Source organism: Xylanimonas sp. McL0601 (assembly GCF_049852175.1).
GTDB lineage: Bacteria > Actinomycetota > Actinomycetes > Actinomycetales > Cellulomonadaceae > Xylanimonas.
Genome location: NZ_CP187527.1, coordinates 1,805,747 through 1,819,804 on the forward strand (window position 1 = coordinate 1,805,747; position 14,058 = coordinate 1,819,804).

16 protein-coding genes are annotated in these 14,058 nt (G+C 73.4%); 12 read left to right on the forward strand and 4 right to left on the reverse strand.

The features are described from left to right. The 3 genes from ACO4JP_RS08295 to ACO4JP_RS08305 all read right to left on the reverse strand — a co-directional run bounded on the left by ACO4JP_RS08295 (position 1) and on the right by ACO4JP_RS08305 (position 1,767). The gene (locus ACO4JP_RS08295) at positions 1-432 is read right to left on the reverse strand and encodes a hypothetical protein (RefSeq protein WP_425956905.1); all 432 of its coding nucleotides are present in this window, start codon (positions 430-432) and stop codon (positions 1-3) included. 75 nt (positions 433-507) lie between these two features. Then, complete coding sequence (locus ACO4JP_RS08300) at positions 508-1,131, reverse strand: hypothetical protein (RefSeq protein ID WP_425956906.1); 624 nt, start codon at positions 1,129-1,131, stop codon at positions 508-510. A gap of 129 nt (positions 1,132-1,260) precedes the next feature. Then, on the reverse strand, positions 1,261-1,767 hold the full coding sequence (locus tag ACO4JP_RS08305) for an RrF2 family transcriptional regulator (protein WP_425956907.1): 507 nt from the start codon (positions 1,765-1,767) through the stop codon (positions 1,261-1,263). A 183-nt stretch (positions 1,768-1,950) separates the two neighbouring features. Here ACO4JP_RS08305 and ACO4JP_RS08310 point away from each other — a divergent pair, with 183 nt between their 5' ends. Genes ACO4JP_RS08310 through ACO4JP_RS08355 form a run of 10 tightly spaced genes read left to right on the forward strand, consistent with a single transcriptional unit; the run spans position 1,951 to position 10,703 of the window. Beyond that, positions 1,951-2,760: an IclR family transcriptional regulator domain-containing protein gene (locus ACO4JP_RS08310; RefSeq protein ID WP_425956908.1), complete on the forward strand. Its 810-nt coding sequence runs from the start codon at positions 1,951-1,953 to the stop codon at positions 2,758-2,760. A 5-nt stretch (positions 2,761-2,765) separates the two neighbouring features. Beyond that, positions 2,766-3,995 carry a thiolase family protein gene (locus tag ACO4JP_RS08315; RefSeq protein WP_425957073.1) on the forward strand — a complete coding sequence of 410 codons (1,230 nt, stop codon included), beginning with the start codon at positions 2,766-2,768 and terminating at the stop codon, positions 3,993-3,995. Next, on the forward strand, positions 3,992-4,699 hold the full coding sequence (locus ACO4JP_RS08320; RefSeq protein ID WP_425956909.1) for a 3-oxoacid CoA-transferase subunit A: 708 nt from the start codon (positions 3,992-3,994) through the stop codon (positions 4,697-4,699). The genes ACO4JP_RS08315 and ACO4JP_RS08320 overlap by 4 nt, the downstream gene beginning before the upstream one ends. Next, positions 4,696-5,349: a 3-oxoacid CoA-transferase subunit B gene (locus ACO4JP_RS08325; RefSeq protein WP_425956910.1), complete on the forward strand. Its 654-nt coding sequence runs from the start codon at positions 4,696-4,698 to the stop codon at positions 5,347-5,349. Before ACO4JP_RS08320 ends, ACO4JP_RS08325 begins: the two co-directional genes overlap by 4 nt. Before the next feature lie 2 nt (positions 5,350-5,351). Continuing rightward, positions 5,352-6,530: a 4-hydroxybenzoate 3-monooxygenase gene (locus ACO4JP_RS08330; RefSeq protein ID WP_425956911.1), complete on the forward strand. Its 1,179-nt coding sequence runs from the start codon at positions 5,352-5,354 to the stop codon at positions 6,528-6,530. A gap of 20 nt (positions 6,531-6,550) precedes the next feature. Further along, the gene (gene pcaH, locus ACO4JP_RS08335) at positions 6,551-7,366 is read left to right on the forward strand and encodes a protocatechuate 3,4-dioxygenase subunit beta (protein WP_425956912.1); all 816 of its coding nucleotides are present in this window, start codon (positions 6,551-6,553) and stop codon (positions 7,364-7,366) included. After that, positions 7,366-7,962, forward strand: a complete 597-nt coding sequence (gene pcaG, locus ACO4JP_RS08340; RefSeq protein ID WP_425956913.1) for a protocatechuate 3,4-dioxygenase subunit alpha — start codon at positions 7,366-7,368, stop codon at positions 7,960-7,962. The genes pcaH and pcaG overlap by 1 nt, the downstream gene beginning before the upstream one ends. Then, a complete protein-coding gene (locus ACO4JP_RS08345; RefSeq protein ID WP_425956914.1) occupies positions 7,949-9,163 on the forward strand; it encodes a lyase family protein in 1,215 nt (404 codons plus the stop codon). Before pcaG ends, ACO4JP_RS08345 begins: the two co-directional genes overlap by 14 nt. Continuing rightward, entirely contained in the window at positions 9,160-10,101 is a 942-nt protein-coding gene (locus ACO4JP_RS08350; protein WP_425956915.1) for an alpha/beta fold hydrolase, read from the forward strand. The genes ACO4JP_RS08345 and ACO4JP_RS08350 overlap by 4 nt, the downstream gene beginning before the upstream one ends. Next, positions 10,098-10,703 carry a TMEM175 family protein gene (locus ACO4JP_RS08355; protein ID WP_425956916.1) on the forward strand — a complete coding sequence of 202 codons (606 nt, stop codon included), beginning with the start codon at positions 10,098-10,100 and terminating at the stop codon, positions 10,701-10,703. Before ACO4JP_RS08350 ends, ACO4JP_RS08355 begins: the two co-directional genes overlap by 4 nt. Before the next feature lie 66 nt (positions 10,704-10,769). Here ACO4JP_RS08355 and ACO4JP_RS08360 read toward each other — a convergent pair whose 3' ends face one another. Continuing rightward, positions 10,770-11,000 (reverse strand): glutaredoxin family protein, encoded by a 231-nt coding sequence (locus ACO4JP_RS08360; RefSeq protein ID WP_425957074.1) that lies wholly within the window; start codon positions 10,998-11,000, stop codon positions 10,770-10,772. 177 nt (positions 11,001-11,177) lie between these two features. Here ACO4JP_RS08360 and ACO4JP_RS08365 point away from each other — a divergent pair, with 177 nt between their 5' ends. Next, the gene (locus ACO4JP_RS08365; RefSeq protein ID WP_425956917.1) at positions 11,178-12,992 is read left to right on the forward strand and encodes a glycoside hydrolase family 15 protein; all 1,815 of its coding nucleotides are present in this window, start codon (positions 11,178-11,180) and stop codon (positions 12,990-12,992) included. Next, entirely contained in the window at positions 12,989-14,035 is a 1,047-nt protein-coding gene (locus ACO4JP_RS08370) for a glucose 1-dehydrogenase (RefSeq protein ID WP_425956918.1), read from the forward strand. The genes ACO4JP_RS08365 and ACO4JP_RS08370 overlap by 4 nt, the downstream gene beginning before the upstream one ends. Positions 14,036-14,058: the final 23 nt, after the last annotated feature.

Genomic DNA, 14,058 nt, shown 5'->3' on the forward strand with positions numbered 1-14,058 from the left:
CTAGCGCCCTTCTCTCGTGACCTTGTCAACCTGCTCTCTCAGCGCACGCAGGTCCCCCTTCAGTCGTGCGTTCTCTGCATGCAGCTCCTGTACTGCCTTGACCAGCGGCACGAGGAACTCCGCATAGCGCAGACCGTAGAAGTCGCTCTCGTTCTTCGGTGCGTCCACCCCGCTGAAGGGATAGTTCAGCTCCTTGGCGGCCCGCTCGACCTCCTGGGCAACGAAGCCGGTGTACACGATCCTTGCCTTGTCCTCCTTGGCTCTGCGTTCTTCGATCGTGTCGACCCTCGCCTGGAGTTCCTCGACCGGAAGCAGAACTGAAGCACGCACTTCGCCATGCAGGTTTCGAACAGGTGCAGCGCTTGCGGGCGGAGTCGCAGAGGCGCGCCGCTGCGGGCGCAATGCCTTGAGCCTTGCGTCAAGGCCTTCCACGTCCACGGTATAGGTGATGGGGCGAAGCTTCTCGATGAATGCCAGGCCCGGAACATTCTCGCTGACGTTCTTCTTTTACCTTCTGTCCGAGAAGGGTGTGAAGTTGACCTGGCCGCCGATAGAAGTCACGAGGGTGTCGCCGATGCGCACCTGATTATCGGCGGTGACGTTGGCGGCAGAGCCGAGGGCAGCGCTGTTCCTGACCGGGAAGAAGGCGCCGGCACCTTCACCGATGAAGGTGCCCGATGTCGCGTCCGCGAACGCACCAGCGTCCACACCGACAGCAGTGTTCCCGCTGCCTGTCACGATGCTGGACAAAGCCAACCTGCCGAGGGCGGTGTTCCTCTCGCCAGTGGTATTGAGGACCAACGCATGCACACCGCACGCCGTATTGCTTTGCCCGGTGGTATTGCTGAACAGCGCCGAGTTGCCCAGCGCGGTGCCGTTGCTGGCGGTGGTGTTGGAGGACAGGGCCTGGATGCCATGGGCGACGTTGCCGTGGCCGGTGGTGTTGGAGAACAAGGCCATGTGGCCGGTTGCGGTATTTCCGACGCCGAGGATGTCCCCTGAACCGGGAGCGGGGCCGGAGTTGGAGAACAGGGCCTGGTCGCCGACGGCCGTGTTCCAGAAACCAGAGGAGTTCAGCGACAATGCTTCGACGCCGGTGGCTCTGTTGTCATCGCCGCTGGTATTGAACATCAAGGCGGCGCTGCCGACCGCGACGCGTCGTCGCGGCGGCAGAGCGCGTCCCGGTGGGCAGCGGCCGGGCGGTCTGAGCCAGCCAGGCACCCGCGGGGTGCCTTCGGGGGAGAGTCGCGCGGGGAGGGCTCAGTCGGCGGCGCGCGCTGCCGCGCGCACGACGTCCCGGCGGTTCGGGCGCGTGCGCCATGCGTCGTCGGCGGCGAGCAGTGCGCCCACGGGCGCCGGGAGCTCACCGGCGAGGACGTCCGCCAGCGTGACGACGTCGAGCACCGAGCGCATCGCGACGCGCAGCGCGACCCACACATCCCGCACCGGCGCCGAGGCGCCCGGGTAGGCGACGTCCTCGACGTGCCGGCCGCCGACGCTGGCGAGCGGGCCGTCGATCGCGCGGATCACGTCGGCCACGGCGATCTCGGCCGGGGGAGCGGCAAGGCGGGCGCCGCCGTCGGCGCCGCGCCGGGTCTCGACCAGCCCGGTCTGCTTGAGCGTGTTGAGGATGCCGAGCACGTAGCTCACCGGGATCTGCTGCGCCGCCGCGAGCTCGTCCGACTTGGCGTACGAGCCGTCGTCGTACCGGGACGCGAGCTCGACGCAGAGCCGGACGGCGTAGTCGATCTTGGCCGTGATGCGCACAGACCCGAGTGTCCCACCTTTCGACGTCGCACCTGCTGGCGTTCTGCGCGCCGAACCGCGAGCAAATGCGACGCCGAAAGGGAGAGGGCTTGTCGTTGACGCGGCCGAGTGACCGTGGCTACGTTCTCTGTGAGCACACATGTTCGGTAGGTGGTCACCCACGGCAACCCGACGGAGCGCGGGATGACGGAGCCTCGACCCGGCGGGGCTGCCGGGGCCAACCACATCGCTCACGCGGGCGAGTTCGTCCAGTCGCTGGAGCGCGGCCTGGCGGTGATCCGGGCGTTCGGGGCCGAGCGCCCGGCGCTGACGCTCAGCGAGGTCGCCCGCGAGACCGGGCTCTCGCGCGCGTCGGCGCGGCGGTTCCTGCACACCCTCGTCGAGCTCGGGTACGTGGGCTCCGACGGGCGGGAGTTCCGGCTGCTGCCCTCGATCCTCGACCTCGGGTATGCCTACCTGTCCGGCCTCTCGCTCCCCGAGATCGCGACGCCGCACCTGCAGCGGCTCTCGCACGACGTCGGGGAGTCGACGTCGGTCGCCGTGCTGAGCGGGCCGGACATCGTCTACGTCGCCCGGGTCGCGACCCGGCGGATCATGAGCGCCGCCATCCACGTGGGCACGCGGTTCCCCGCGTACGCGACGTCGATGGGCCGGTGCCTGCTCGCCGACGCGGACGGCGCGGCGCTCGACGCGTACCTCGAGGCCACCCCGCTGGAAGCGCTGACCTCGCGGACGATCACCGACCCGCACGCGCTGCGCGCCGCGCTCGGCCAGGTCCGCGACCAGGGCTGGGTCCTGGTGGACCAGGAGCTCGAGGACGGCCTGCGCTCGGTCGCGGCACCGTTGCGCGACGGCACGGGGCGCGTCGTCGCCGCAGTGAACGTCTCGGCGCCCGTCCGGCGTGGCGAGGTCGGCGAGCTGCTCGAGCACGTCCTGCCCTCGCTGCTCAAGGCCGCCGCGGCCATCGAGGCCGACCTGGCTCGGGTCCGGTGACGACGATGCGCGACGCCTACGTGTACGACGCCGTCCGAACCCCGTTCGGCAAGCTCGGTGGTGCGCTGGCGGGCGTACGCCCCGACGACCTCGCCGCGCACGTGATGGCGGCGCTGCTCGAGCGGAACCCGGCGCTCGCCCCGGGCCGCATCGACGACGTCGTGTGGGGCAACGCGAACGGCGCCGGCGAGGAGAACCGCAACGTCGCCCGCATGGCGTCCCTTCTCGCCGGTTTGCCCGTCTCGGTGCCCGGGACCACGGTGAACCGGCTGTGCGGCTCCTCGCTCGATGCCGCGATGATGGGCTCGCGGGCGATCGAGACCGGCGACGCCGACCTCGTGCTCACCGGCGGCGTCGAGTCCATGAGCCGCGCCCCCTGGGTGCTGCCCAAGCCCGACCGCGCCTACCCCCACGGCGACGTCACGGCCGTCTCGACGACGCTCGGCTGGCGGCTGGTCAACCCCCGCATGCCCGCCGAGTGGACCGTCTCGCTGGGCGAGGCCAACGAGCAGCTCGCCGTTGAGCTCCGCATCTCGCGCGAGCGGCAGGACGAGTTCGCTGCGCGCTCGCACCGGCTGGCCCAGAGCGCGTGGGAGGCCGGGTTCTACGACGACCTGGTGGTGCCCGTCACCATGTCCACGGGACGCGGCCGGCTCGACGACGTCGCCCGCGACGAGACCATCCGCCCGGCGACGACCCCGGACGTGCTCGCAAAGCTTGCGCCGGCGTTCCGCCCCGACGGCACCATCACCGCGGGCAACGCCTCGCCGCTGAACGACGGGGCGTCCGCGGTGCTGCTCGGCTCCGGGCCCGCGGCGGCGGCCGTCGGCGCCGAGCCGGTCGCCCGCGTGGCAGGCCGGGGCGTGATGGCGCTGGAGCCGCAGCGGTTCGGCCTCGCGCCGGTGGAGGCGGGGAACCGGGCGCTGGCGCGCGCGGGGATCGACTGGTCCGACGTCGGCGCCGTCGAGCTCAACGAGGCGTTCGCCGTGCAGGCGCTCGCGTGCATCGACGCGTGGAAGGTCGACCCCGACGTGGTCAACGCGCGCGGTGGCGCGGTCGCGATCGGGCACCCGCTCGGCGCCTCTGGCGGCCGCATCCTGGGCACCCTCGCCAAGCGGCTGCGCGAGTCCGGCGAGCGCTGGGGTGTCGCCGCGATCTGCATCGGCGTCGGGCAGGGGCTCGCCCTCGTGCTGGAGAACGAGGACGTGCTCGGCGGCAGGAGGAGGGCCGGATGACACGCGTGCGGGTCGCCGCGACGCCGCTCGAGGCGCTGAGCGACGTGCCGGACGGGTCGACCGTGATGATCGGCGGGTTCGGCCCGGCCGGGCAGCCCGTCGACCTGGTCGAGGCGCTGCTCGAGCAGGGCGCCACGGACCTCGTCGTCGTCAGCAACAACGCCGGCAACGGCGACGACCCGCTGGCCCGGCTCATCCAGGAGCGGCGGGTGCGCAAGATCGTGTGCTCGTTCCCGCGTCAGGTGGACTCGTGGCACTTCGACGCCGCCTACCGGGCCGGGGAGATCGAGCTCGAGCTGGTGCCGCAGGGCAACCTGGCCGAGCGGATCCGCGCGGCCGGCGCCGGGATCGGCGCGTTCTTCACGCCGACCGGGTTCGGCACGCCGTTGGCCGAGGGCAAGGAGACGCGGCGGATCGACGGCGTCGACCTCGTGCTCGAGCTGCCGATCCACGCGGACCTCGCGCTGGTGCGCGCCCATCGTGCCGACCGCGCCGGGAACCTGGTCTACCGCAAGACGGCGCGGAACTTCGGCCCGGTCATGGCCGCGGCCGCGCGCCGGACCGTGGTCCAGGTCGCCGAGGTGGTACCCACCGGCGGCCTCGACCCGGAGGTCGTGGTGACGCCCGGGATCTACGTGGACGCCGTCGTCGCACTCGGCAGCGGGCGCTCTCACGAGCGGCAGCGGGGCGAGGTGCCCGCATGATGGCGACCACGACCGGAGCCTTGACGCGGGAGGAGCTGGCGGCCCGGGTGGCCGCCGACGTCCCGCGCCATGCCTACGTCAACCTCGGCATCGGCCTGCCCACGCTCGTGGCCGACAGCCTGGCGCGCGACTCCGACGTCACCCTCCACACGGAGAACGGGATGCTCGGCATGGGCCCTGCGGCCCGAGGCGCCGACGTCGACCCGGACCTGGTCAACGCGGGCAAGGTTCCGGTGACGGAGCTGGCGGGCGCGTCGTACTTCCACCAGGCGGACTCGTTCGCGATGATGCGCGGCGGCCACATCGACGTGTGCGTGCTGGGCGCGTTCCAGGTCTCCGTCACCGGCGACCTGGCGAACTGGTCCACGGGCGAGCCCGACGCCGTCCCCGCCGTCGGCGGGGCGATGGACCTGGCCGTCGGCGCCCGCCGCACCTGGGTCATGATGACCCTGCTCACCAAGGAGGGGGCGCCCAAGCTGGTCGAGCGGTGCACGCTCCCGCTCACCGGCGTCGCGTGCGTCTCCCGCGTCTACACCGAGCTCGCCGTGATCGACGTCGGGGCCGACGGCGCCCGCGTCGTCGAGAGGTACGGCCTCACCCACGCCGAGCTCGAGGACATGCTCGGCCTGGCCCTGGGGAGGGCCGGGTAACCGTGGAGCGCACGCGCGTCGCCATCGTCGGGGGCGGGCCCGCGGGCCTGCTGCTGTCCCGCCTGCTGCATCGCGACGGCGTCGAGCACGTGGTGCTGGAGGCGCGCTCGCGCGACGAGATCGAGCACACGACCCGGGCGGGGATCCTCGAGGCGGGCGCCGTGGACGCGCTCGTCGCGGCGGGCCTGGACCGCGTGCTCGAGGACGGCGACGAGCACGAGGGCATCGTGCTGCGGTTCGACGGCGAGGACCACCGCATCGACTTCGTGGGCCTGGCGGGACGCAGCGTGTGGCTGTACCCCCAGACGGCCGTGTTCATCGACCTCGCGAACCAGGCCGCCGCCGACGGCACCGACGTGCGGTGGCAGGCCACCGTGACGGACGTGCTCGACCGCGACTCCGGCCACCCGGGCGTCCGGTGGACCGACGTCGACGGCCACGAGCACGAGCTCCGCGCCGACGTCCTGGTCGGGGCGGACGGGTCGCGGTCGGTGCTGCGGCACACCTTGCCCGAGTCCGAACGGCACACCTACGCCCACGAGTACCCGTACGCGTGGTTCGGGATCATCGTCGAAGCGCGCCGGAGCGCGCCCGAGCTCGTCTACACCGCCTCCGACCACGGGTTCGCGCTGATCAGCCAGCGCACCGACACCCACCAGCGCATGTACTTCCAGTGCGACCCCGACGAGGACCCGGACCCCTGGGAGGACGCCCGCATCTGGGAGCAGCTCCAGGCGCGTGTGGCCGGCCCCGACGGGTTCCGGCTCGTCGAGGGGCCGATCGAGGAGCGCTCGGTGCTGCGGTTCCGGTCCGTCGTCGTCGAGCCGGTGCGGCACGGGCGGTCCCTGCTGGTCGGGGACGCCGCCCATACCGTGCCCCCGACCGGCGCCAAGGGGCTCAACCTCGCCCTCGCCGACGTCGTCGTGCTGCACGACGTGCTGACCACCTGGTTCGCCAAGGGGGACGACGACGTGCTCGACGAGTTCGGGCGGCGGGTCTCGGAGCGGGTCTGGCGGGCGCAGCATTTCTCGGCCTGGATGACCCGGATGCTGCACTCGGCGGCCGGCGAGACGCCGTTCGAGGCCCGGCGGCGGGTGGCCGAGCTGCGCACGCTGTGCGCCTCGGAGGCCGGGCGGCGCTACCTCGCCGAGGGGTATACCGGGTGGGGCTCGATCGTGTGATGTCGAAGGAGACGCGAAGGATGGGTGACGACGTCGTCGAGCCGGTCAGCACGGTGCCGGACACCGCGCAGGACGGCCAGAACCGCATCTCGAAGGAGATCGCGGCCGGTCACGACACCTACGCGGATGGCCTCGAGCGCGGCGAGCCGGAGGAGCTGGGGCCGCGGCGCGACTGGCCGCCGTACCGCAGCTCGCGGCTGCGGCACCCGACCAAGGACCTGCACCACGTGGACCCGGAGACGATCGAGCTGTTCGCGCCCGTGTTCGGGGAGCGGGACATCAGCCCCCTCGAGTCGGACCTGACGACCCAGCACGACGGCACCCCCATCGGCGAGCGGATCGTGGTGCGCGGCCGGGTGCTGGACGGCGACGGGCGGCCGGTGCGCCGCCAGCTCGTGGAGGTGTGGCAGGCCAACGCCGCGGGGCGGTACGTGCACAAGCGCGACCAGCACCCCGCCCCGATCGACCCGAACTTCACGGGCCTGGGCCGCATGCTCACCGACGACGACGGCTGGTACGAGTTCCAGACGATCAAGCCCGGCCCCTACCCGTGGAAGAACCACTTCAACGCGTGGCGGCCCGCGCACGTCCACTTCTCGCTGTTCGGGCGGGAGTTCACGCAGCGGACCGTCACCCAGATGTACTTCCCCGGCGACCCGCTGTTCCCGCTCGACCCGATCTACCAGTCGATCCAGGACCCTCGTGCCCGCGCGAGGCTCATCGCGGCCCACGACCACGACGTCACCCGCCACGAGTGGGCCACCGGGTACCGGTGGGACATCGTGCTGACCGGCTCGCACCGCACGTGGACCGAGCCCGAGGAGGGGGAGCACTGATGGCGCTCGCACCGACACCGGGCCAGACCGTCGGCCCGTTCTTCGGGTTCGCGTTGCCGTTCGAGCGCGGCAGCGAGCTGGTCGAGGCCGGCACCCCGGGGGCCGTCCGGCTGTACGGGACGGTGACCGACGGCGCCGGCGCGCCCGTGCCCGACGCGCTCCTGGAGGTCTGGCAGGCCGGGCCCGACGGCCGGGTGGTCGAGCGCGCGGGGTCGCTGCTGCGCGACGGCACGTTCACCGGGTGGGGCCGCGCCGAGACCGACCGTGAGGGCGGCTACCGGTTCCGCACTCTGGAGCCGGGCCCGACCGAGCCCGGCAGGGCCGCGTTCTTCGCGGTGGTGCTGTTCGCCCGCGGCCTGCAGAACCGGCTGTTCACGCGCGCCTACCTGCCCGGTGACACGGCGGCGCAGGCGGCAGCGCTCGACGCCGACCCGCTGCTGAGCACGCTCCAGGCCGAGCGCCGCGACACGCTGCTGTGCGTGCGGGAGCCGGACGGTTCCCTCCGCTTCGACGTGCGCATGCAGGGCGAGAGCGAGACGGTCTTCATCACCTACGACGCCGGCGAGCACGCCGGGAGGGACGGTGTCGGTGCCTGACGGGCTGCTGTTCACGGGATCGTCGGTCGCGGCCGAGGCCGCCACCGACGACCTCACGGTGCTGCGGGCGATGCTCACGGCCGAGGTCGCGTGGGTGCGGGCCCAGGAGCGGCTCGGCCTCGCCCCGGCGGGGGCCGGGGACGGCGTCGACCGCGCCGTCTCCCTGCTCTCCGGGTCGGACAACGCGGCCTGGGCGCTGGTCGTCCGGGTCGCCCGCGAGGCGTCCGGCGCCGCCAACCCGGTGATCCCGCTGCTCGCCAGGCTGCGGGCCGAGGTCGCGGCGGTCGCACCCGGCGCCCTCGCGGCCGTGCACGCAGGCCTGACCAGCCAGGACGTGCTCGACACGGCGCTCGTGCTCGTGCTGCGCGACGCCGCGGCCACCGTCTCCGCCGATCTCACCCGCGCCGCGCAGGCCGCGCAGCGCCTCGCCCGCACCCACCGCGACGACCCCGCGCTCGCCGTCACGCTCGCGCAGGCCGCGGTGCCCACCACGCTCGGCGCGCGGATCGCCGTCTGGGCCCCCGGGCTCGCCGCCGCGGCCGGGCTGCTCGACGCAGTCGGGTCGGTGCTGCCCCTCGCGTACGGGGGCGCGGCGGGCGAGCTCGGAGCGGTCGCGGCGCTCGCGGGCGGCGACCCGTTCCCCCTGGTCGAGGCATGGGGCGACGAGCTCGGGCTGCCTGTAGGCCCGGGCCCGTGGCACACGACCCGCACGCCGTTCGTGCGCGTCGCGGGCGCGTTCGCCGAGGCGTGCGCCGCGCTCGGGCACGTGGCCGGCGACGTGCTGCAGGGCACCCGGCCCGGCGTCGGGGAGCTGCGCGAGCCCGCAGCGCCCGGGCGCGGGACGTCGTCGGCCATGCCGCACAAGGTCAACCCCGTGCTGTCGGTGCTCGTGCGCCGGTCGGCGATCGCGGCCCCGGCGCTCGTGGCCCAGGTGCTCACCGCGGCGGGCCTCGCCGTCGACGCGCGGCCCGACGGCGCCTGGCACGCCGAGTGGCCCGCCCTGCAGCAGCTCGCGCGGCACGCGCTCGTGGCGGCGGCCGCCGGCGCCGAGCTCCTCGAGGGGCTCCACGTCGACCCCGAGGCGGCCCGCCGCAACCTGGCGGCCGCGCTCCCGGACGCCGACGGCGTCGGGGCGGCGCCCGCCATCGTCGACCGCGTGCTCGGGGCCCTGGCGACCCGCGCGTCGGAGGAGGGCTCATGACCGCTCGCCCGGTGCTCGGCGCGCTCTCGTTCGCGCTGCGGGACGCGTCGCGCCCGCTGCTCGTGCTCGGCCCGTCGCTGGGCACGTCGGTGACCGCGCTGTGGCAGGACGTCGTGGGTGCTCTGGTCGGGGACGTGGACGTCGTCGGCTGGGACCTGCCGGGTCACGGCGCGGCGCCACGCGTGGTGCCCGCCGACCTGGAGGGGCTGGAGATCGCCGACCTCGCGCAGGCCGTGCTCGGCGTCGCCGACCGGGCGCAGGCCGAGCGCGGGGATGCGGGCGCTCCGTTCTGGTACGCCGGCGTCTCGGTCGGCGGCGCCGTCGGGCTGCGGCTGCTGCTCGACGTGCCCGAGCGCCTGTGCGGTGCTGCGCTGATCTGCACCGCGGCGAAGTTCGGCGAGCCCGCCCAGTGGCACGAGCGCGCCGACCTCGTGCAGGCGGCCGGGACGCCCACCCAGGTGGTCGGGTCCACGCAGCGGTGGTTCGGGCCCGGGTTCGTGGAACGCCGGCCCGACGTGGTGCTGCGGCTGCTCGGCAGCCTCCAGACGGCCGACAGGTTCGGCTACGCCGCCGTCTGCCGGGCGTTGGCCACGTACGACGTGCGCGACCGCCTCGGCCCGATCGACCGGCCCGTCCTCGCGATCGCCGGGTCGGACGACGGTGCCGCGCCCCCGGCACGGCTCGAGGAGATCGTGGCCGCCGTGCCCGGCGCCCGGTTCGAGGTGCTCGACGGCGTCGCGCACCTCGCCCCTGCGGAAAGCCCGGAGCGGGTCACAGCGCTGGTGCGCGAGCTGGTCGCGGGGAAGGGTGACGGCATGAGCACGCACGACGACGGTATGACGGTGCGGCGCGAGGTGGCCGGCTTGACCAGGCCGGGCAGTGCGCCCTGCGTGGGAGCACGTCGTCGGCTCTCCCTGACCCTACGGTGGCGCCCGTGACCATCGAGCGCGACCCGGACCGGCTGGTCCTGTTCACCGACGCCGTCACCGCGATCGCCGTGACGCTGCTGATCCTGCCCCTGGTCGACGTCGTGGGGGAGTCCCGCGCCGAAGGGCTCACGGCCGTGCAAGTCGTCACCGAGCACACGTCGCAGATCTGGACGTTCCTGCTCAGCTTCGTGGTGATCGCGCGGTTCTGGCTGGTGCACCACCGGCTGTTCACGCACGTGCGCGCCTACAGCACCACGTTGATGTGGCTGAACTTCGGGTGGCTGCTCGTCGTCGTCGTGCTGCCGTTCCCGACCGAGATCATCGGGGCGTACCCGAGCGGGCGGTTCACGAGCGGGCTGTACATCGCGACGATCCTGGTGCTGGCGCTGTTCCAGACCGCGCTCGCCTTCGCCATCCACCGCGACCCCGCGGTCGAGAACGCCGACGACCCGGTGACGCAGCGCGAGCTGCGGGCGTCGGTGGTGGCGTCGGGGCTCTTCGCGGTCGCGTTCCTGCTCGCGGTGCTGATCCCCGGCGTCGACTTCTACGCGCTGTTCGTCGTGTTCCTGGCGCCGGTGATCGGACGCGGGCGGGCGCGGTTCGCGCGCTGACCGCGCCCCCGGGCCTCAGAGGTCGGGGGCGCCCTCGCGACCGCGGCGCCGCCGCGCTCACCTGACCTAGAGGCCGACCGCTTCGAGCTTCGCAGTCAGCTCCCGGTCGGTCGGCTCCACGAAGTGCTCGCCGTCCGGGAAGACGACGACGGGGATGTTCGTGCGACCCGAGATCGCCTTGGCGTCGTCGGCCTTGGCCGGGTCGGCGTCGAGGTCGACGTACACGTACTCGACGCCGCGCGTGTCGAGCAGCCGCTTGGAGCGGCGGCAGTCGCCACACCAGGCGGCGCCGTACATGGTCAGGGTCTGCGGGCGGTGCAGGTCGGTCACGGCCGTGACAGTACGCCTGGTCCCGCGACCGTCTCTGCGGCGTGGGTCACGTCGACGACGGCGCGGCGCAAACGACGCCCGAGTGCGGATCCCCCCGGGTCACCGAAGACTGATCCGGAAGGCACACGCAGCCGACCAGGGACGGTGAGCCCCACGACCAGCGCACAGATCGAGGACTACGGCTTCATCAGCGACCTCCACACCGGCGCGCTGATCGGCCGGGACGGCTCCGTGGACTGGCTCTGCCTGCCGGACTTCGACTCTCCGGCCTGCTTCGCGGCCCTGCTCGACGACGAGAGCGCCGGCCGCTGGCGCATCGCCCCGGTCGGTGCGGGCGACGCGACGAGCCGGCGCTACGTCGGCGACACGCTGGTCCTCGAGTCGACCTGGGAGACCGCCGACGGCACCGTGCGCGTCACCGACGCCATGCCGCCGCGCGGCGACGCCGCAGACCTGGTGCGCATCGTCCACTGCGACCGCGGGCGGGTGCGGGTGCGCAGCGAGTGCCGCCTGCGGTTCGACTACGGTGACGTCGTCCCGTGGGTGATCGAGCGCCACCGCTCCGTGCGGGCAGTCGCCGGCCCCGACGCCGTCCACTTCACCAGCGACGCGCCGCTGCAGGTGAGGGACAACGACGTGATCGCGGAGTTCGAGCTTGCCGCGGGGGACACGTGCGCGTTCGTCCTCACCCACACCGCGTCCCAGAGCCGGGATCCTCGGTCGGTGGACCCCCACCGGGCCGTGCGGGACACCGAGGACTACTGGGCGCGCTGGCTCGAGCGGCTCGACTACGAAGGCCCGTGGCGCGACGCCGTCGTCCGGTCGCTGATCACGCTCAAGGGGCTCATCTACGCGCCGACCGGCGGCATCACCGCCGCGGCGACGACGTCGCTGCCCGAGGACCTGGGTGGCGTGCGCAACTGGGACTACCGCTTCTGCTGGCTGCGCGACGCCGCCTTCACGCTCCAGGCCCTGGTCGCGACCGGATTCGTCGACGAGGCGCGCGCGTGGCGCGACTGGCTGCTGCGCGCCGTCGCCGGCGACCCGGCCGAGCTGCGGATCATGTACCGGCTCGACGGCGGCCGCCGGCTGCCCGAGTACGAGCTGGAGCGCCTGCGGGGCTACGAGGGCTCACGTCCGGTGCGCGTCGGTAATGCGGCCTCCCAGCAGCTGCAGCTGGACGTGTGGGGCGAGGTGCTGGACTGCCTGCACGTGGCGCGCGAGGCCGGGATCCCGCCGGAGGAGGAGGCGTGGCACGTCGAGGTTGCGCTGCTGGACTTCCTCGAGGGCGGGTGGGACCAACCGGACAACGGGCTCTGGGAGGTCCGCGGCGAGCGCCGGCACTTCGTCCACTCGAAGGTCATGGCGTGGGCGGGCGTCGACCGGGCGGTGCGCGCCGTCGAGAAGCACGGCCTGCCCGGCGAGGTGGAGCGATGGCGTGACCTGCGCGAGCGCATCAAGGACGACGTCCTGACCCGCGGCTTCGACACGGAGCGGGGGACGTTCACGCAGTTCTACGGCTCGCAGGGCCTGGACGCGGCCCTGCTGCTCATCCCGCGCGTGGGGTTCCTGCCGTGGGACGACCCCCGTGTCGTAGGAACGGTCGAAGCCGTGCAGCGCGAGCTGTCCGAGGACGGCTTCGTGCTGCGCTACCGGCCCGACGCCGACGGTGACGTCGACGGGCTCCCGGGCAAGGAGGGCATCTTCGTCGCCTGCTCGTTCTGGCTCGCCGACGCGCTGCACGGCACCGGGCGCGCCGAGGAGGCGACGGACCTGTTCGAGCGGCTGCTCGGCCTGCGCAACGACCTCGGCCTGTACAGCGAGCAGTACGACACCACCCTCGGGCGCCAGCTCGGCAACACGCCCCAGGCGTTCAGCCACTTCGGCCTGGTCAACGCTGCCCGCCGGCTGGGCGGCGCCCACACGCGCACCGGAAGACCGGAGGGGGGTTCGTCATGAAGGCTCTGACCGTCCGGCCGGGCCAGGCCGGCTCTGCCGAGGTCGTGGAGGTCGAGGACCCGCCCGACGACGCGGGCACGCTGCTCGTCGAGGGTGTCGCCCTGGGCGTGTGCGGTACGGACCGGGAGATCGTGAGCGGCGCGTACGGCGAGGCGCCCCCGGGCCACGACCGGCTGGTGCTGGGCCACGAGTCGCTCGGGCGCGTCCTGGAGGCGCCGGCGGGCAGCGGGTTCGCCGAGGGCGAGCTGGTCGCCGGCATCGTCCGGCGGCCGGACCCGGTGCCGTGCGGCGCGTGCGCTCACGGGCGCTTCGACATGTGCCGCAACGGCCGGTACACCGAACGTGGCATCAAGGGGCTCGACGGGTACGGCAGCGAGCGCTGGCGCGTCGAGCCGGAGTACGCGGTGCACGTCGACGCCGCCCTTGCCGACGTGGGCATGCTCACCGAGCCCGCCTCGGTCGTGGCGAAGGCGTGGGAACAGGTGGAGCTCGTCGGTCAGCGGTCCTGGTTCGAGCCGAAGACGGTGCTGGTGACGGGTGCTGGGCCGGTGGGTCTGCTCGGCGCGCTGCTGGGGGTCCAGCGCGGGCTGGAGGTGCACGTCCTCGACCTGGCCACCGACGGGCCGAAGCCGCAGCTCGTGCGCGACCTGGGCGCCACCTACCACTCGGAAGCCGTGGACGCGGTGATGCAGCGACTGCGGCCTGACATCGTGCTCGAGGGCACCGGCGCCAGCGCCGTCGTCGTGGACGCCATGGCCGGGACGGCCCCGTACGGCATCGTGTGCCTGCTCGGCGTGTCGCAGACGGGGCGCACGCAGCGCATCGACGCGGGCGGGCTGAACCGGGGGATCGTGCTGGAGAACGTCGCGGTGGTCGGGTCGGTCAACGCGTACGGCGCTCACTATCGCGCCGGCGCCGAGGCGCTCGGCCGCGCCGACCGCGACTGGCTGGCGCGGCTGGTCACGCGACGTGTGCCGCTGGTACGGGCGTCCGAGGCGCTGGAGCGGCGCGACGACGACATCAAGGTCGTGATCGACCTGTAGTGCTGTCCCGATCTCGAAGCCCG